Source organism: Dietzia sp. 179-F 9C3 NHS, assembly GCF_045369825.1.
Lineage (GTDB): Bacteria > Actinomycetota > Actinomycetes > Mycobacteriales > Mycobacteriaceae > Dietzia.
In genome coordinates this window covers 1-16,979 of record NZ_JBIQES010000009.1, presented here as the reverse complement: position 1 = coordinate 16,979, position 16,979 = coordinate 1, and the positions used below count along the sequence as shown (strand labels likewise).

Genomic DNA, 16,979 nt, shown 5'->3' with positions numbered 1-16,979 from the left:
TCCTGTTCGACGGGCCCCTCCTGCGAGTTCACCCTCCGTTCATCTATGGACGCGAGGCCGTTCATATCGGAGCCTTAGGTTCAGCGCTCGACGGGTCGCACGGCGGCTCGCGCCCCTGCGACCGTGGGGGGTTGGACCGCTCGGTGGACGACTCCGCCGCAACACTCAAGGAGAATCCGTGGACCTCAAGCGCACCGGTGCTCTGCTCGGCCTCGCTGCCCTCACGACGGTCGGCCTCGCCGCCTGCTCGGATAACAATGCCGGTTCCGGCGATCAGGCCGCTCAGCAGGTCGCCGACGCGGAGTGCGGCGGCAAGGCCGCACTCAAGGCCTCCGGCGCCTCGTCGCAGAACAACGCGATGACCGTCTTCGCCAACTCCTACGCCATGAGCTGCGAGGGCCAGACCCTCGACTACAACTCGAACGGCTCCGGCGCCGGCGTCAAGGAGTTCATCGGCGGCCAGACCGACTTCGGCGGCTCGGACTCCCCTCTCAAGGACGAGGAGTACACGCAGGCCGAGCAGCGCTGTGAGGGCGAGGCCTGGAACCTCCCGGCCGTCTTCGGCCCGATCGCGGTCGCCTACAACCTCGAGGGTGCCGAGGTCGCCATGTCCGGTGAGACCCTCGCCAAGATCTTCAACGGCGAGATCACCAAGTGGAACGACGAGGCCATCGCCGCGGAGAACGAGGGCGTCGAGCTGCCCGACCAGGACATCACGGTGATCTTCCGCTCGGACGAGTCCGGAACCACGGACAACTTCCAGAAGTACCTCGAGGCCGCCTCGAACGGCGCGTGGACCCAGGAGGCCGGCAAGACCTTCAACGGAGGCATCGGCGAGGGCGCCAAGGGCAACGAGGGCGTCTCCGCCGCCGTCGCGCAGACCCCGGGCACCATCACCTACACCGAGTGGTCCTACGCCAAGAGCCAGGACCTCGGCATGGTCAAGGTCATCACCCCGGCCGACGCCGAGGGCGTGGCCCTCGACGCCGAGACCGCCGGCAAGACCATCGACTCGGCCAAGCTCAAGAACGAGGGCAGCAACGACCTGGTCATCGACACCTCGTCGTTCTACGTCCCCGAGGCCGGGGGCGCCTACCCGATCCTCATGCCGACGTACGAGATCGTCTGCTCGCAGTACTCGGACCCGGAGACGGCCGAGGCCGTCAAGTCCTTCCTCAAGATCGCCGTCTCGGAGGACGTCCAGGGCCAGCTCGAGGGCGAGGGCTACATCCCCGTCCCCGATGCCTTCCGTGACAAGCTGACCGGCGCCATCGACGCCATCCAGTGATCCCTCACCCGCCGGCCCGCACCTCGCGGGCGGGCCGGCGGGCACCCCACCACCCCCGAGTGACTGAAGGTCCCATGACTGTGCACGAATCCGTCGGCAGCGACGCCGAGACGAAGACCGGGAGCTCCGACGGCTCCAGCGGCGCCACAGGACTGGTGCCGGACAAGTCCACGGGCAGCGCCCGCGACCTTCGTGAGGCCAAGTCGTCCCAGAAGGTCGACGTGCTGTTCAAGTCGGCGACTGTTGCCGCCGGCGCCTCGATCGTCGCTCTCATCGGCCTCATCGCGGTCGTGCTGGTCCTCCAGGCGATCCCCTCCATCATGGAGGACCAGGTCAACTTCTTCACCAGTTCCGAGTGGAACACCACCGACCCGCAGAACATGCGGTTCGGCATCCTCGACCTGCTCAAGGTGACGGTGCTCAGCTCGATCTTCGCGCTGCTGCTCGCGGTGCCGGTCTCCATCGGGATCGCGACCTTCCTCGTGCAGTACGCGCCGCCGCGGCTCTCCCGCACGCTGTCCGCGGTCATCGACCTGCTCGCGGCCGTGCCGTCGATCATCTACGGCATGTGGGGACTCATCGTCCTCGGCCCGTGGATCACCCCGCTGGCCATCTGGCTCAACGAGAACCTCAGCTGGATCTTCTTCTTCGGCGACGGCAACGTCTCCATCAGCGGTGGCGGCACGATCTTCACCGCCGGCATCGTCCTGGCCATCATGATCCTCCCGATCATCACCTCGATGGCCCGCGAGACCATCCGGCAGACCCCCTCGCTCCACCAGGAGGCGGCGCTCGCGCTCGGCGCCACCAAGTGGGAGAAGATCCGGATGACCTGCTTCCCCTACGCCAAGTCGGGGATGGTCGCCGGTGCCATGCTCGCGCTCGGCCGCGCCCTCGGTGAGACGGTGGCCGTGCTCATCATCCTCCGCGCGGCGAGCACGCCGTCCACGCTCTCGCTCTTCGACGGCGGCTTCACCTTTGCCTCGAAGATCGCCTCCGGGTCGGCGGAGTTCAACCACCCGCTGCCGACCGGCGCGTACATCGCCGCCGGCCTCGTGCTCTTCATCCTCACCTTCATCGTCAACTTCATCGCTCGTACGGTGTCCGGTGGAAAGGTCAACGGCTGATGTCCCAAGCAACCCCCGACCTCGCCAAGCCCGCGAAGCCGAGCGAGACGTTCCTGCCCATCGCGGGCTCGCGCAAGGCCAAGAACACGGTCGCCACCGTGATCTTCTCCCTGTGCTTCGTCCTCGCCGTCATCCCGCTCGCGGCCCTGCTCTACAAGGTGATCGTCGACGGCATTCCGGCCGTCCTCAACCCGGCCTGGTGGACCAACTCGCTGTTCCTCGTCGCGCCGTCCTCCATGGCCGGCGGCGTCGGTCACGCGATCTACGGCAGCTTCGTCCAAGCGCTCATCGCCGCGGTCATCTCGATCCCGCTCGGTGTGGCGGCGGGCATCATGCTCGTCGAGTACTCCGACTCCAAGGTGGCCAAGCCGACCACGTTCATGGTGGACGTCCTCGCCGGTGTCCCATCGGTCGTGGCCGCCATCTTCGTGTTCGGCGTGTGGGTGACCACCTTCAAGTTTCAGCTGAGCGCATTCGCCGTGGGCCTGGCCCTGGTGCTCCTGATGATCCCGCTCATCGTGCGGTCCACCGAGGAGATGCTCAAGCTGGTGCCGGACGAGTTGCGCGAGGCCTCCTACGCGCTCGGTGTGCCCAAGTGGAAGACGATCGTCAGCATCGTCATCCCCACGGCCCTGTCGGGCATGATCTCCGGCATCTTCCTCGCGATCGCCCGCGTCATGGGTGAGACCGCGCCGGTGCTGATCCTCGTGGGGTACACGGCCTCGTTCAACTACAACATCTTCGAGGGCAACATGGCGTCGCTGCCGTTGCTCATCTACAACCAGCTCTCCAACCCCAACGAGGCCGGCCAGTACCGGATCTGGGGTGCGGCGCTGACTCTCGTCGTCATCATCGCGTTGGCGAACGTCCTCGCCGCCTTCGCCGCCAAGGCCCTCGCGCCGAAGACCAAGTAAGGACTGATCATGGCCAAGCGACTCGATCTCGAGAACGTCAACATCTACTACGGTGACTTCCACGCGGTGAAGGAGGTCAACCTCCACGTCCCGCCGCGATCGGTGACCGCCTTCATCGGCCCCTCCGGCTGTGGCAAGTCCACCGTGCTGCGATCGATCAACCGAATGCACGAGGAGATCCCGGGCGCCTACGTCACGGGCCAGATCAAGCTCGACGGCGTGGACATCTACGACAAGAAGGTCGACCCGGTCGCCGTGCGCCGGACCATCGGCATGGTGTTCCAGCGGCCCAACCCGTTCCCCACGATGTCCATCCGGGAGAACGTCGTGGCCGGTCTGCGGCTCCAGGGTGAGGGTCGGAAGAAGGTCCTCGACGAGGTCTGCGAGAAGTCCCTCCGCGGCGCCAACCTGTGGGAGGAGGTCAAGGACCGGCTCGACAAGCCGGGCGGCGGCCTCTCCGGCGGTCAGCAGCAGCGTCTGTGCATCGCCCGCGCGATCGCGATCGAGCCGCAGGTTCTCCTCATGGACGAGCCGTGCTCGGCGCTCGACCCGATCTCAACGCTCGCGGTGGAGGACCTCATCGCCGACCTCAAGAACGAGTTCACCATCGTCATCGTCACGCACAACATGCAGCAGGCGGCCCGCGTGTCCGATCAGACGGCGTTCTTCTCGCTCGAGGCCACCGGCATGCCCGGCCAGCTCGTGGAGGTCAACTCCACCGAGAAGATCTTCTCCAACCCGGACAACAAGCAGACCGAGGACTACGTCTCGGGTCGCTTCGGCTGATCCGACCCGCCGGTAGCCGACCTACCCGGTGTGAGCGAAGCGCCCCGCCTCTCGACGAGAGGCGGGGCGCTTCGCCGCGTGCAGTCCGCGGGGCCGCTCAGGCGATCTGGCCGGAGTCGTCCGGGCTTTCGATGCGCCCCCGCAGGTCCCGGTCGGCCTGGTTGAACTGGCGGACCAGCTCCTCGTTCGAGGACTCGGGGAGCCGCGGGTCTTCATCGGGGGACGGGGCGTACTCCCCGGTGGCCAGGAAGATGACGCGTTGTGCCACCTCGACGGCGTGGTCGGCGAACCGCTCGTAGTAGCGGCCCAGCAGCGTCACGTCCACGGCGGCGGCGACGCCCCACTTCCACTCGCGCACGGTGAGCAGGGTGAACAGGTGGCGGCGCAGGTCGTCCACGGCGTCGTCCTGCTCCGCCAGGGTGGCGGCCTGCTCGGGGTCCCGGTTGAGCAGGACCTCGGTGGCGGCGCGACCGAGGGAGACGGCGACGCGGCCCATCTCGGCGAAGTAGCCGTTGACGGGCTCGGGCAACACGCTCTCCGGGTGGCGGCGCCGGACGATCTTGGCCACGTGGCCGGCCAGCGCTCCCATGCGGGACAGATCCTGGACCAGCTGGATGGACGTGACCACCTGGCGGAGGTCACGCGCGACGGGGGCCTGGAGCGCGAGGAGGGCGAAGCCCCGCTCCTCGTTCTCCACAGCCAGACGGTCCATCTCCGACGCGGACTCGAGTACCCGCTCGGCGGACACGAGGTCCACCTGGAGGAGGGCATGGGTGGCCAGCTCCATGTCGTCCGTGGCCAGGGAGCACATCCGCGCCATGGAGGTGGCGAGGTCCGCCAGTTCTTCGGAGTAGACAACACGCATGTGAGCAAGGGTACTCGCACATCAACGCGGCGGGGTCGGCGCCGACGGTGAATGGTCGGTGAACTCGCGGCGCCCGGGCCGGCTCCGCGGGGTCTACCTGGTTCAGCCGCCGGAGTTCTCGGCGTCGGCGCCCGCGAGCGCCACGGCGTCGTCCTCCGGGTCGTCGAGCCAGCCCTCCGGCAGGAGGACCTTCGACGGCGAGCCCTGCCGGCCGCGCGGGCCGTAGCCGTCGGCGGGGAAGGGCTCGTCCGCCGGCAGGTCGGCGAGCAGCGCCGCGAGGTCGGCGAGGGTCCTGACACCCGAGAGCGCCACCCGCTTCTCCGAGCCGGCGGGGAAGCCGCGCAGGTACCACGCGACGTGCTTGCGGATGTCCCGCATGCCCTTGTCCTCGCCGTGGTGCTCGGCCAGCAACTCGCCGTGGCGGTACATGATCCGGCAGACCTCGCCGAGCGTCGGGGGAGTGTGGGCCTCGCGACCGGCGAGCCGGGCGGCGAGTTCGGAGAACAGCCACGGTCGCCCCAGGCAGCCGCGGCCGATCACCACGCCCGCGCAGCCGGTCTCGTCCCGCATCCGCACCGCGTCCTCGGCGGAGAAGATGTCGCCGTTGCCCAGGACCGGTACGTCCGAGACGGCGCCGACATGCTCGACGAGCCGGGAGATCTGCGACCAGTCGGCCTCGCCCGAGTAGCGCTGCGCGGCGGTCCGGGCGTGCAGCGCCACGGCCTGCGCGCCGGAGTCCACGGCGATGCGGCCGGCGTCGAGGTGGGTGTGGTGCTCGTCGTCGATCCCCACCCGCATCTTCACGGTGACCGGGATGCTCGTGCCCTCCGTGGCCCGGACGGCCGCCTCGACGATCGAGCGGAACAGGCGCCGCTTGTAGGGGATCGCGGAGCCTCCGCCCCGGCGGGTGACCTTGGGGACGGGGCAGCCGAAGTTGATGTCGATGTGGTCGGCCATGTCCTCGTCGACGATCATCTTGGCGGCCGCGTAGGTGTATTCCGGATCGACCGTGTAGAGCTGCAGGCTGCGCGGTGTCTCGTCCGGCGCGAAGGTGGCCATGTGGAGGGTCACCGGCTGCCGCTCGACCAGGGCGCGGGCCGTGACCATCTCGCACACGTACAGGCCCGACACACTGCCCTGCTGCTCCCGCTCGAGCTCGCGGCACAGCGTGCGGAACGCCACGTTGGTCACGCCCGCCATCGGCGCCAGGACCACGGGTGAGGCGAGCTCGAGCGGCCCGATGCGCAGGGCGGGCTCGGTCGGCGCGGCGGTGGCGGTGGGTGCGGACATGCGCTCCAGTGTCCCAGCGAGACGGAGTAGGGACAAAAGCCACGACCCGTCACCGGCCGTGATCGCCCCGCCGGGAACGGACCGGACGGGGGCGGCGAGTGCCCCCAGTCGGGATCGAACCGACGACCTGCGGATTAAAAGTCCGTAGCTCTACCGCTGAGCTATAGGGGCGTCGATCACGATACAGCCCGTGTCCCGGCTCGCAGTGGGCGCGGTCGGACATAGGCTGACGTGCGTGGACCAGTCGGGTGTGGCGGGAGCGGCGGAGGCCGTGGCCGGGCGGACGATCCGGGTGTTGCGATCGGACGGGCGCGCCGACGCGGTCGATGCGATCGCGGAGGCGATGGCGCGTCGGACACCGGGGGACGTGGTGTGGGTGGACCTGGTCGACCCGACGAAGGCATCGCTCGACGAGGTCGCCGCGACGCTGGGGTCCGACGTGCACCTTCACCCGCTGGTTCTCGAGGACGTGTTCGCGACCCGGCGACGGCCCAAGGTCGACCGGTTCGACGACCACGTATTCCTCGACCTCGTCGAGGTGACGACCCGCCCGCATGACGAGGTCGATCCGGGGGGTGACCGGAGGAGACGGGCGTCGCTGCCGCTCTCGGGCGGGGAGTGGCTCACCGCCGGCGCGGTCTCGGCGATCATCCACCGCGACCGCTTCATCACCATCCGCGGCGCGGGCACCCTGCCGGGGATCACGAGGATCGTCGACGAATGGAGGGTGGCCGAGTCGGAGAGGAGGGACGGCCCCGGGCTGGTGGTCTACACACTGCTCGACCTCGTAGTGGATTCGGTGGTGATGGCGAGCGACGTGCTCGAGGAGGACGTCGACGAGTTGGAGCAGAAGGTCATCGAGGCCGGCGTGCCCCGGACGGAGATCCAGGCGGAGGCGTTCGCGGTCCGCAAGGCGACCTCCCTGGTGCGCAGGGTGGCCGCCCCGACCAGGGAGGCTGTGGGGCAGGTGCTGCGACGAGACGGGCGCGGTTTCCTGACCGTGGGCATCGCGGACGACAACGTGCCCTACCTGCACGATGTGCACGACCACGTGGTCCGGGTGACCGAATCCCTGGACGCGCTCCGGGACGAACTCACCTCGGTGTTGGAGTTCAACATGGCGCTGCAGGACAACGAGCTCAACGAGGTGATGAAGAAGCTCTCGGCGTGGGCGGCGATCATCGCGGTGCCCACGGCGGTTACCGGGTACTTCGGCCAGAACGTCCCGTATCCGGGCTTCTCGGAACCGGCGGGGTTCGCCATGTCCGTGGCGATGATCGTGGGGGGTGCACTGGGACTGTGGCTCTGGTTCCGGCGGCTGGGGTGGTTGTGACACCGGACCGGCTGTGACGACGGCCCCCCGGTGCCCTAAGCTGGACCCGCTGCGGACCGGCGCTCCCGGACGTGGCGAAGCCCCCTTCGTCTAGCGGCCTAGGACACCGGCCTTTCACGCCGGCAGCGCGGGTTCGAATCCCGTAGGGGGTGCGCGCGGTTCACGGACCGCCGGAAAGGCTTTCTGACCTCACGATTTGTGGATCGGGGAAGCCGCCCGGTAAAGTTCTGTCTCGTGCGAAACGCACGGCCCTGTGGCGCAGTTGGTTAGCGCGCCGCCCTGTCACGGCGGAGGTCGCGGGTTCAAGTCCCGTCAGGGTCGCCAGAGACTGCCGGCGCATTCGGTGAACACCGGATGCGCCGGAGTCTTAGGGCCAGGTAGCTCAGTTGGTACGAGCGTCCGCCTGAAAAGCGGAAGGTCGCCGGTTCGATCCCGGCCCTGGCCACACTCGACACGACGCGTCGGAGCCCTGTCTCCGGCGCGTCAGGTCATTTCGGGGTTCGTCAGAGCGGCGTTATAGCGTGGACCCCATGCCAGCGCCTGCCTCCCCCGATCTGCCCGACGCCGCCGAGACGTCCGGCCCGGCCCGCGGCGGCGCCTCCGGGCGGGGCGGTGCGCGGGGCCGGGCCGACCGCTGGGGGATCGTCGCCGCGGTGAGCGGCCTGATCGGCGTCATCCTCGCGATCGTCGTCCCGATGCTGCCGGTCACGCAGACCACCACCACGATCAGCTGGCCCGAGGCCGGGACGCTGGGCCCGGTCACGGCGCCGCTCGTCGCCTACTACCCGCTCGACCTCACGGTGGACGTGCCCTGCTCGGCGGTCGCGGAGCTGCGGGACGCCGGCCGCGAGGACGCGGTGCTCGTCTCCACCGCGCCGCGGGAGGCCGGCGAGGACGCGGGCGCCCGCGCGCTCATGGTCACGGTCGCGGGCCCGAACGTCGAGGTGCGCAGCCGCAACGTGCTCGTCGCGTCGGCCCCCACCGAGGAGGTCGCGCGCCCCGGCGCCTGCTCGACCATCCACGTGGCCGCCGACTCCGGCTCGATCTCCGCCGAGTTCCGCGGGCTGACCGTCGACGGTTCGGGGGTGGGCGGCCACATCGAGGAGGACCAGCGGCCGCAGGTCGTGGGCGTCTTCACCGACCTCACCGGGCCCGCGCCGGCGGACATGGCCGTCGACATCACGGTGGACTCCCGCTACACCACCGACGGCACGCTGCTCAAGCAGGTGGCGATCGCGGTGGGGATCCTCGCGATCATCCTCTCCCTCGTCGCGCTGCACCGGCTCGACCTGCGGGACGGGCGCTCCGCGCGCCGGATCCTGCCCAGGGGTTGGTGGAAGCCGCGGCCGCTCGACCTGGTGGTGGTGGCGACGCTCGGCGTGTGGCACATCATCGGCGCCAACACGGCCGACGACGGCTACATCCTCACCGAGGCCCGCGCCGCGGTGTCCAGCGGTTACATGCCCGAGGTGTTCCGCTACTACGGGGCTCCGTACGCGCCCTTCGGCATGCCCTACTACCTCTACACGGCGATGGCGGAGGTCTCGCTCGGCAGCGTGTGGCTACGCCTGCCGGCGCTGCTGCTGGGCATCGGCTCGTGGATCCTGCTCACCCGCGAGGTGATCCCGCGCCTGGGCATCGCGGCCCGGCACGCGGCGGCGGTGCGGTGGAGCACCGCGGCGGTGTTCCTCGCGTTCTGGCTCACCTACAACAACGGCCTGCGCCCCGAGCCGATCATCGCCTTCGGCGTCCTGGCCACGTGGGTCTCCCTCGAGCGGGCACTGGCCACGGGCCGGCTCCTGCCGGCGGCGGCCGCGTTCGTCATCGGCGGCCTCACGCTCTCGGCGGCCCCCACCGGCACGTTCTGCATCGCCGCGATCATCGCCGCCTCCCGGCCGCTCCTGCTGCTGCTCGTCCGCCGGGCGCGCCGCGACGGGTGGATCCCCACCGTGGCCCCGCTCCTCGCCGCCGGGCTCTCCGTCCTGCACCTGATCTTCCTCGACCAGCCGCTGGTCACCACGCTGCAGTCGTCGGCCCTCCTCGGCGAGGTGGGCCCCGCCGGGGCCTGGTACGAGGAGGTGTGGCGCTACGGGTGGCTCATGAACCCGACCCCGGACGGCTCGCTCGCCCGCCGGTTCGCGGTGGTCGTCATGCTGCTCTCGCTGGTCACCTGCGCCGCGATCCTCTTCCGCAAGGGCCGGATCCCCGGCGTCGCGGTGGGCCCGTCCCGGCGGATCGTGGGCCTGGCCGCCATGAGCATCGCCTTGATGGCGCTCAACCCCACCAAGTGGACCCACCACTTCGGCGCCTTCGCCACGATCGGCGCCGCGCTCGCCGCACTCGTCACCCTGGCGGTCCTGCCCGCGGCCACGCGCTCGCTGCGCAACCGCGTGCTGTTCCTCGCCGCCGTGCTCTTCGTCCTCTCCCTGAGCTTCACCTCCACCAACGGCTGGTGGTACATCTCCATCTACGGCATCCCGTGGGGCGGGACCCAGCCGTCGATCGCCGGGGTGAACCTCTCCTCGGTGTTCCTCGCGGGCTGCCTGTTCGCGCTGGTGGTGGCGCTGTTCCTGCACTACCGGGAGCCGTTCGTTCCGGCGCGCCCGGAGCCGGACACCGGCGGCGAGCGGCCCGGCCCACTGCTCCGCGTGGTCCGCGAGGCCCCGCACGCACCCCTCGGGCTGGCCGCCTGCCTCGTCGTCGTCGTGATCGTGGCCTCCATGGCTGCGGCCGTCCGCAACCAGTACCCTGCCTACTCGGTGGGCCTGCAGAACCTTCGCGCGCTGGCCGGCGAACCCTGCGGCATCGCCGACGCGGTGCTCGCCGAGCCCGACGCCAATGCCGGCCTGCTCGAGCCGATGGGCGAGGCCCGCGACCAGCTCGAGGCGGGCGGCGACGCCGTCAAGTTCGCGCCCGACGGCATCCCCACCGACCTCACCGCCACCCAGGACGTCGACACCGACACGATGGGCACCGGCGAGGAGTCGGACAACACCTCCACCACCGCGGGCACCGGGGGCGGCGTCCGCGCCGGGGAGGGCATCAACGGCAGCCACGCCGAGCTGCCCTTCGGTCTGGACCCAGCCCGCGTTCCGGTGCTCGGCAGCCACCAGACGGGGGCCCAGTTCAACGCCGAGGCCACCACGGACTGGTACCTCCTGCCCGAGCGCTCCGGGGACACGCCGCTGCTCACCGTCGCCGTGGCCGGCCGGTTCGCGTCCGACGCGCTCCTCGTGGAGTACGTGACCGGCGGGTCGGAGCCCACCGCGGACACCGAGGCGGTCGGCTCCGTGCAGCCGATCGACATCGGCCCGGCACCGTCGTGGCGCAACCTGCGCGTCCCGATCGACCGCCTCCCGGAGGACGCGACCGCGGTCCGGCTCGTCGTCCGCGACTCCGATCCGGACCCGTCCCGCTGGATCGCCTTCACCCCGCCCCGGCTCGCGCAGGTCGTCACCTTGCAGGAGCTGGTGGGGGACACGCGGCCGGTCCTGCCTGACTGGGCGGTGGCGTTCCACGTGCCGTGCCTGCGGCCGTTCGACGAGTACGCCGGGATCCACGAACTCCCCGAGTACCGCGTGCTGCCGGACCGCGGCCTCGCGGTGAGCTCCACCAACACGTGGCAGTCCTGGGACGGTGGCGGCCCACTCGGGTTCATCGAACTCCTCCTCGAGGGCGAGACCGTGCCCACGTACCTCGAGCACGACTGGTCGCGGGACTGGGGCTCGCTCGTGCGCTACTCGCCGAACGTGCCCGAGGCGCGTCCGGCGACCGTGGAGCACGGCGAGGCCGTACGGTCGGGACTGTGGAACGGGGGACCGCTGGCGCGGTGACGCGCTAGCATCGGCCACGACCCCATTTACAAGGAAGTCCAAGTAATCCCCTCGTCGGGGACCCCCGAGAACAGGAGTACGCCATGTCCGTGACCGAGAAGCAGTTCGAGAACATCCTCGTGGAGCAGACCGGCCGCGTCGCCGTCATCACCCTCAACCGGCCCAAGGCGCTCAACGCGTTGAGCAGCGCCATGGAGAAGGACGTCGTCGAGGCCGTCGAGGGACTGGACTCGGACCCCGGCGTGGGCTGCATCGTCATCACCGGCTCGGAGAAGGCCTTCGCGGCCGGCGCCGACATCAAGGAGATGAAGGACAAGACCTACCCCGGCATCTACCTCGAGCGCTTCTTCCACGACTGGAAGCGCCTCACCGCCGCCCGCACCCCGATCGTCGCGGCCGTCAACGGGTTCGCCCTCGGCGGTGGCTGCGAGCTCGCCATGATGTGCGACATGATCATCGCCGGTGACTCGGCCACGTTCGGCCAGCCCGAGATCAAGCTCGGCGTGATCCCCGGTATGGGTGGCTCCCAGCGCCTCACCCGCGCCGTGGGCAAGGCCAAGGCCATGGACCTGTGCCTCACGGGCCGAAACATGGACGCCGACGAGGCCGAGCGTGCCGGCCTCGTGGCCCGCGTCGTCCCGTCGGCCGACCTGCTCGCCGAGACCATGAAGATCGCCGAGACCATCGCATCCATGGGCAAGACCGCCGCCGTCGTGGCCAAGCAGGCCGTCAACCGCGCCTTCGAGACCACCCTCGAGGAGGGCCTGCTCGCCGAGCAGAACGCTTTCTATGCGCTGTTCGCCACCGAGGACCAGACGGAGGGCATGACGGCGTTCGCCGAGAAGCGCGCCCCGGAGTGGAAGCGCTGACCGGCCACCGCGCCCCCGGCGCCCCGCTGCCGGTCCTCGTCCTCACCGGCTACCTCGGTGCGGGCAAGACCACCTTGCTCAACCACCTGCTGAACAGGGCGCCCGGCCTGCGGATCGCCGCGATCGTCAACGACTTCGGCGAGATCGACGTGGACGCCGCCTCGGTGGCGGGCCGCGTCGACTCGCTGGTGTCGCTGGCCAACGGCTGCGTGTGTTGCGAGGTGGACGTAAGTGAACTCGGCGAGGCGCTCGACCGGCTCGCCGACCCCGGGCTCGGCCTGGACCTCGCCGTGATCGAGGCCAGCGGCCTGGCCGAGCCCGCCACCCTGTCCCGGATGGTCCACGACGTCCCGCGCGAGGTGGCGCGGCACGCCGGGCTGATCCAGGTCGTGGACGCCGAGGGCCTCGAGGAGACCATGGCGCGGCACCCGCGACTGGCCGCGCACCTCGCGGAGGCCGACCTCGTCGTCGTCAACAAATGCGACCTCGTCTCCCGTGACCGCTTCGCGGCCCTCCGGGATCGGGTCCGGGACCACGCGCCGCATGTCGCCGTGCTGCCCGCGGTCCGGGCCGCCGTGCCCGCCGAGCTGCTCCTCGGTGTCGAACCGCACAGGCCGGCCGGCGGCGACAAGCCGCACGACCACGCGCACGACCACCTGCACGACGGCTACCGGGCCGTCACCGTGACGCCGGCCGGGCCCCTGCACCCTCGCCGGTTCCTCGCCGCCGTCTCGCCGCCGCCGACCGGCGCGTACCGGGTCAAGGGGACCGTCACGCTCGGCACGGCCGACGGCCCCCGCCGCTACGAGGTGGCGATGGTCGGCCGGCGGCTCGAGATCCGCGCCGGCGGGGAAGGGGCGGAGGGCCTCGTGGTGATCGGGGTGGACCTCGACGACGAGGTGGCGCACTTCCTCGACGCGGCCGTCCTCGGTGGGGCCGAAACCGTCGACGACGAGGCACTGCTGGGCCTGTACCCGTACCTCGTGGGCGACCCCGACTCCAGCGACGTGGAGGAGTGGATCTACGACGAGCAGCGGTCGATGCCGGTGACGGGCGCCGCGGCGATGCTCTCGGACCCGGAGGACCCAGAGGCCTTCGATCCAGCTTTCACGCCCTAGCCCGGCCGCGGGCGGGTGTGCACAGCTGTACCCCCGTCGCGCACCTCCGGAATGCGGGCGATTCCCCGGGCGACACCGGCGTCGACGTGCGTATACTGGCCGCCGATCGAGCTGAGATGCGGCGCAGTCGGGGGTGCGGCTGCGGGGGTGCCGGCGGACGAGTGAGGAGACCTCGTGGACGAGGAGAAGACCGGGGGCGCCGACAGCGATGCGCAGCGCCGACGGCGGGACCTGGCCTCGGTGCGCAGCGCGATCGCGGCGCTCCGCGAGGCCACCGGGATCCCGGTGACGATCGGCGGCGTCGTGGGGGAGGGGCACACGCTCGTGCTCTCGGAGTCGCTGGGCATGCGGACCTCCGCCATGAAGGACCTCAAGGTGCACTACGGCGCCGGGGTCGGCGGTCGCGTCATGGCCACAGGCAAGCCGCTCGGCGTGGCCGACTACCAGCGCGCCGGCGTGATTACCCACGAGTACGACCTCCCCGTCCTGTCCGAGGGGCTGCGCTCCATGGCCGCGATCCCGGTGGTCGTGGGCAAGGACATCCGCGCCGTCCTCTACGCCGGCGTCCACTCCTCGGTGCGCTTCGGCGAGAAGGTCCTCTCGCAGATGGCGGCCACCGCCCGGGGGCTCGAGCAGGAGATCGCGGTCAACGACGCGCTCGCCGCGCGGGGCGCCGCCCCCGTCGGGCCCGGCAGCGGTGAGGGGCGGTGGGACGACGTCCTGGCCAACGAGCGGATGCGTGAGACGCACGCGCGGCTGCGGATGCTCGCCTCGCGGACCGACGACGAGGACGTGCGGGCCGAACTCGAGCGCATCTGCGCCGAGATGGTCGCCGCCCCGCCCGAGACGCCCACCGCGCGGCTCTCCCGTCGCGAACTCGACGTACTGGCGTGCGTCGCCCAGGGCAAGACCAACATCGAGGCCGCGGCCGACATGGGCATCGGCGCCGAGACCGTCAAGTCCTACCTGCGGTCGGTGATGCGTAAGCTCGACGCCCACACCCGGTTCGAGGCGGTCAACGCCGCCCGCCGCATGGGCGTTTTGCCGTAGCCGCCCGCGGCGCCGTCAGTTTCCGCGCTCGCCGCCCGGCACCCATGTGACGTCCCCGCCCGGGTTGGCCACGCGGCACAGCACGAAGAGCAGGTCGCTGAGCCGGTTGAGGTACCGGGCCGGCAGCACCGAGGTGGTCTCCGGGTTCGCACCGACCGCGGCCCAGGCCGCGCGCTCGGCCCGGCGGGCCACCGTCCGCGCCACGTGCAGGTACGCGGCGGCCGGGGTGCCGCCGGGGAGGATGAACGAGTCGAGCGCGGCGAGGTCGGCGTTGAACTCGTCGATCCAGCCCTCGAGCCGGTCGATGTAGGCCTGCTCGATGCGCAGGGGCGGGTACTTCGGGTTCTCCTCGATCGGGGTCGCCAGGTCGGCGCCGGCATCGAAGAGGTCGTTCTGCACGGTCCGCAGCACCTCCGCGACCCGCTCGTCGATCCCGTCGCCGGCCAGGACCACGCCGAGCGCCGCATTGGCCTCGTCGCAGTCCGCGTAGGCCACGAGCCGGGCGTCGTTCTTGTCGACGCGGGAGAAGTCGGACAGCCCGGTGGTCCCGTCGTCCCCGGTCCGGGTGTAGATGCGCGTGAGGTGAACAGCCATGACGCCAACCTACGTGGTCCGACTGCCGGCGATGCCGGGCTCGGCCGCGGATCTGCCCTAGTCTGGACAGCGTGAGCTCACAACCCGACTCCGCCAAGGAGAGCTTCCTCGTCACCGGCGGCGTCCGGCTGACCGGCGAGATCCCGGTTTCCGGCGCCAAGAACAGCGTCCTCAAGCTCATGGCCGTTGCGCTGATGGCGGAGGGGCGGACCACGCTGACCAACTGCCCCGACATCTCCGACGTCCCCGCCATGGCCGACGTCCTCCGCCACCTCGGCTGCACCGTCGAGATCACCGGAGACGTCGTGGTGATCGACACCCCGGCGCAGGTCGGGCACGTCGCCGACGACAAGGCGGCCCAGCGCCTCCGGGCCTCGGTCTGCATCCTGGGCCCGCTGGTCGCGCGCCACCGCCGCGCCGTCCTGGCGATGCCCGGCGGCGACGCCATCGGGAGCAGACCCCTCGACTGGCACCAGAACGGGCTCTCGCTCCTGGGCGCTACGACGCGGATGGACCACGGCCGACTCGTGGCGGAGGCCGACGAGCTACGCGGCGCGCACTACAAACTCAAGTTCCCGTCGGTGGGCGCCACCGAGACCTTTGTGACCGCCGCCGTGCTCGCCAAGGGCACGTCGGTCCTGGAGAACGCCGCCCGCGAGCCGGAGATCGTGGACATCTGCGAGCTGCTCTCCGAGATGGGGGCACAGATCTCCGGCGCCGGCACCAGCACGATCACAGTCGAGGGCGTCGACAAACTCCGCCCGGTGAGTCACCGGGTGATCGGCGACCGGATCGTCGCCGCCACCTGGGCCTACGGCGCCGCCATGACGCGCGGCGACGTGACGGTGCGGGGGATCGACCCGATGTTCCTACACGTGGTCCTCGAATACCTGCACTCCGTGGGCGCCGACGTGGAGACCGGGCCGGACCACATCCGGGTCCGGCAGGACCGACGGCCCACCGCGCGCAACGTGCGCACCCTGCCGTTCCCCGGTTTCCCCACGGACCTGCAGCCGATGGCGATCGCCCTGGCCGCCGTCTCCGACGGGTTGTCCGTGGTCACCGAGAACCTCTTCGAGTCCCGGTTCCGCTTCGTCGAGGAGATGGTCCGCATGGGCGTGGACGCCGAGACCGACGGCCACCACGCCAAGATCCGGGGCCGCGACCGACTCGACTCCGCCACGGTGTGGGCGAGCGACATCCGCGCCGGCGCCGGCCTCGTCCTTGCGGGGATGTGCGCCGACGACGTCACCGAGGTCTGCGAGATCTTTCACGTCGACCGCGGCTACCCCGACTTCGTGCAGAACGTGCGCTCCCTGGGCGGCGTGATCGAGCGCGTCCCCACGTACCGCTAGCGCACGGCCGCGGACGCGTCTCCCGTACATGTTCCTGCAATCCCGGATCGAGCGCTGACCAGGCGATTTGGTGTTCGGTTGGACCGCGTGTAACTTTATCGGGGCCGCCAGGGAGCGGGGCCGAGTCGAGAGGCGAGGAACCCGGGCCGGGCGGCGGCTCCACGAAAAGGGGCCCGGAACCCCCGGTTTGACCGGAGTGCGAAGGGCCGCTAGTCTGGAGAAGTTGCCTTCGGAGAGGGCGGCGGTGCCGGATTGCGGCCACGGACACGGTTTTGAGAACTGGGAACGGGCTTGCTAACCTGGCGAGGTTGCCTCTCGCAGAGGGGCGGCGAGATCACCCCGGGTGGTCCGCGGCGAGTCTGCCACGGGTCACCGGTGTGTGGGTGTTGTTTGAGAACTCAACAGTGTGTTTTGTTTGTGATAGTGCCAAATTTTTTTGGTTGCGGCCTCACTTTCCCTGTCTGTGGGGTCGCGTTTTTGTAACAGCCAGTTTTTGGTTTGTTTGTTTGCTTGGATTGTGCTTTTCGTAGTGCTGAGAAGCTTTTATGGAGAGTTTG

At 70.3% G+C, this 16,979-nt stretch carries 13 protein-coding genes and 4 tRNA genes; 13 read left to right on the top strand and 4 right to left on the bottom strand.

Annotated features, from left to right (window positions below):
* Positions 1 to 178: 178 nt before the first annotated feature.
* The 4 genes from pstS (at position 179) to pstB (ending at position 4,115) form a co-directional block, all read left to right on the top strand.
* Complete coding sequence (pstS, locus tag ACH0BZ_RS11955) at positions 179 to 1,288, top strand: phosphate ABC transporter substrate-binding protein PstS (RefSeq protein WP_406898612.1); 1,110 nt, start codon at positions 179 to 181, stop codon at positions 1,286 to 1,288.
* Between the two features lie 74 nt (positions 1,289 to 1,362).
* The gene (gene pstC, locus ACH0BZ_RS11950) at positions 1,363 to 2,415 is read left to right on the top strand and encodes a phosphate ABC transporter permease subunit PstC (RefSeq protein ID WP_406898611.1); all 1,053 of its coding nucleotides are present in this window, start codon (positions 1,363 to 1,365) and stop codon (positions 2,413 to 2,415) included.
* Positions 2,415 to 3,329 carry a phosphate ABC transporter permease PstA gene (gene pstA, locus ACH0BZ_RS11945; RefSeq protein ID WP_406898610.1) on the top strand — a complete coding sequence of 305 codons (915 nt, stop codon included), beginning with the start codon at positions 2,415 to 2,417 and terminating at the stop codon, positions 3,327 to 3,329. Before pstC ends, pstA begins: the two co-directional genes overlap by 1 nt.
* Before the next feature lie 9 nt (positions 3,330 to 3,338).
* Positions 3,339 to 4,115, top strand: coding sequence for a phosphate ABC transporter ATP-binding protein PstB (pstB, locus tag ACH0BZ_RS11940; RefSeq protein ID WP_406898609.1), 777 nt, complete (start codon positions 3,339 to 3,341; stop codon positions 4,113 to 4,115).
* 97 nt (positions 4,116 to 4,212) lie between these two features.
* Here the strand turns inward: pstB and phoU are convergent, their stop codons facing one another.
* From phoU to ACH0BZ_RS11925, 3 genes are all read right to left on the bottom strand, one after another.
* Positions 4,213 to 4,980, bottom strand: a complete 768-nt coding sequence (gene phoU, locus ACH0BZ_RS11935; protein ID WP_406898608.1) for a phosphate signaling complex protein PhoU — start codon at positions 4,978 to 4,980, stop codon at positions 4,213 to 4,215.
* Between the two features lie 102 nt (positions 4,981 to 5,082).
* Entirely contained in the window at positions 5,083 to 6,270 is a 1,188-nt protein-coding gene (gene dusB, locus ACH0BZ_RS11930; protein WP_406898607.1) for a tRNA dihydrouridine synthase DusB, read from the bottom strand.
* Between the two features lie 99 nt (positions 6,271 to 6,369).
* Positions 6,370 to 6,441: transfer RNA gene (locus ACH0BZ_RS11925), tRNA-Lys, on the bottom strand.
* Between the two features lie 64 nt (positions 6,442 to 6,505).
* Here ACH0BZ_RS11925 and ACH0BZ_RS11920 point away from each other — a divergent pair.
* The 8 genes from ACH0BZ_RS11920 (at position 6,506) to ACH0BZ_RS11885 (ending at position 14,473) form a co-directional block, all read left to right on the top strand.
* Positions 6,506 to 7,603: a magnesium transporter CorA family protein gene (locus ACH0BZ_RS11920; RefSeq protein ID WP_406898605.1), complete on the top strand. Its 1,098-nt coding sequence runs from the start codon at positions 6,506 to 6,508 to the stop codon at positions 7,601 to 7,603.
* 79 nt (positions 7,604 to 7,682) lie between these two features.
* A tRNA-Glu gene (locus ACH0BZ_RS11915) sits at positions 7,683 to 7,755 on the top strand.
* A gap of 95 nt (positions 7,756 to 7,850) precedes the next feature.
* Positions 7,851 to 7,927: transfer RNA gene (locus ACH0BZ_RS11910), tRNA-Asp, on the top strand.
* A 47-nt stretch (positions 7,928 to 7,974) separates the two neighbouring features.
* A tRNA-Phe gene (locus ACH0BZ_RS11905) sits at positions 7,975 to 8,048 on the top strand.
* Positions 8,049 to 8,133: 85 nt separating this feature from the next.
* A complete protein-coding gene (locus ACH0BZ_RS11900) occupies positions 8,134 to 11,436 on the top strand; it encodes an arabinosyltransferase domain-containing protein (protein ID WP_406898603.1) in 3,303 nt (1,100 codons plus the stop codon).
* Positions 11,437 to 11,519: 83 nt separating this feature from the next.
* Entirely contained in the window at positions 11,520 to 12,305 is a 786-nt protein-coding gene (locus ACH0BZ_RS11895; RefSeq protein WP_406898602.1) for an enoyl-CoA hydratase, read from the top strand.
* The gene (locus ACH0BZ_RS11890; protein ID WP_406898601.1) at positions 12,293 to 13,423 is read left to right on the top strand and encodes a CobW family GTP-binding protein; all 1,131 of its coding nucleotides are present in this window, start codon (positions 12,293 to 12,295) and stop codon (positions 13,421 to 13,423) included. The genes ACH0BZ_RS11895 and ACH0BZ_RS11890 overlap by 13 nt, the downstream gene beginning before the upstream one ends.
* 174 nt (positions 13,424 to 13,597) lie before the next feature.
* On the top strand, positions 13,598 to 14,473 hold the full coding sequence (locus tag ACH0BZ_RS11885; RefSeq protein WP_406898599.1) for a LuxR C-terminal-related transcriptional regulator: 876 nt from the start codon (positions 13,598 to 13,600) through the stop codon (positions 14,471 to 14,473).
* 15 nt (positions 14,474 to 14,488) lie between these two features.
* Here the strand turns inward: ACH0BZ_RS11885 and ACH0BZ_RS11880 are convergent, their stop codons facing one another.
* Positions 14,489 to 15,067 (bottom strand): cob(I)yrinic acid a,c-diamide adenosyltransferase, encoded by a 579-nt coding sequence (locus ACH0BZ_RS11880; RefSeq protein WP_406898598.1) that lies wholly within the window; start codon positions 15,065 to 15,067, stop codon positions 14,489 to 14,491.
* A 71-nt stretch (positions 15,068 to 15,138) separates the two neighbouring features.
* Here ACH0BZ_RS11880 and murA point away from each other — a divergent pair, with 71 nt between their 5' ends.
* Positions 15,139 to 16,422, top strand: coding sequence for a UDP-N-acetylglucosamine 1-carboxyvinyltransferase (murA, locus tag ACH0BZ_RS11875; protein ID WP_406898597.1), 1,284 nt, complete (start codon positions 15,139 to 15,141; stop codon positions 16,420 to 16,422).
* Positions 16,423 to 16,979 lie beyond the last annotated feature (557 nt).

Bases quoted from the DNA above. Each gene is read 5' to 3' on its own strand.
- pstC (WP_406898611.1), top strand. From the start codon at position 1,363: ATGACTGTGCACGAATCCGTCGGCAGCGACGCCGAGACGAAGACCGGG.
- pstA (WP_406898610.1), top strand. From the start codon at position 2,415: ATGTCCCAAGCAACCCCCGACCTCGCCAAGCCCGCGAAGCCGAGCGAG.
- pstB (WP_406898609.1), top strand. From the start codon at position 3,339: ATGGCCAAGCGACTCGATCTCGAGAACGTCAACATCTACTACGGTGAC.
- phoU (WP_406898608.1), bottom strand. From the start codon at position 4,980: ATGCGTGTTGTCTACTCCGAAGAACTGGCGGACCTCGCCACCTCCATG.
- dusB (WP_406898607.1), bottom strand. From the start codon at position 6,270: ATGTCCGCACCCACCGCCACCGCCGCGCCGACCGAGCCCGCCCTGCGC.
- ACH0BZ_RS11900 (WP_406898603.1), top strand. From the start codon at position 8,134: ATGCCAGCGCCTGCCTCCCCCGATCTGCCCGACGCCGCCGAGACGTCC.
- ACH0BZ_RS11895 (WP_406898602.1), top strand. From the start codon at position 11,520: ATGTCCGTGACCGAGAAGCAGTTCGAGAACATCCTCGTGGAGCAGACC.
- ACH0BZ_RS11880 (WP_406898598.1), bottom strand. From the start codon at position 15,067: ATGGCTGTTCACCTCACGCGCATCTACACCCGGACCGGGGACGACGGG.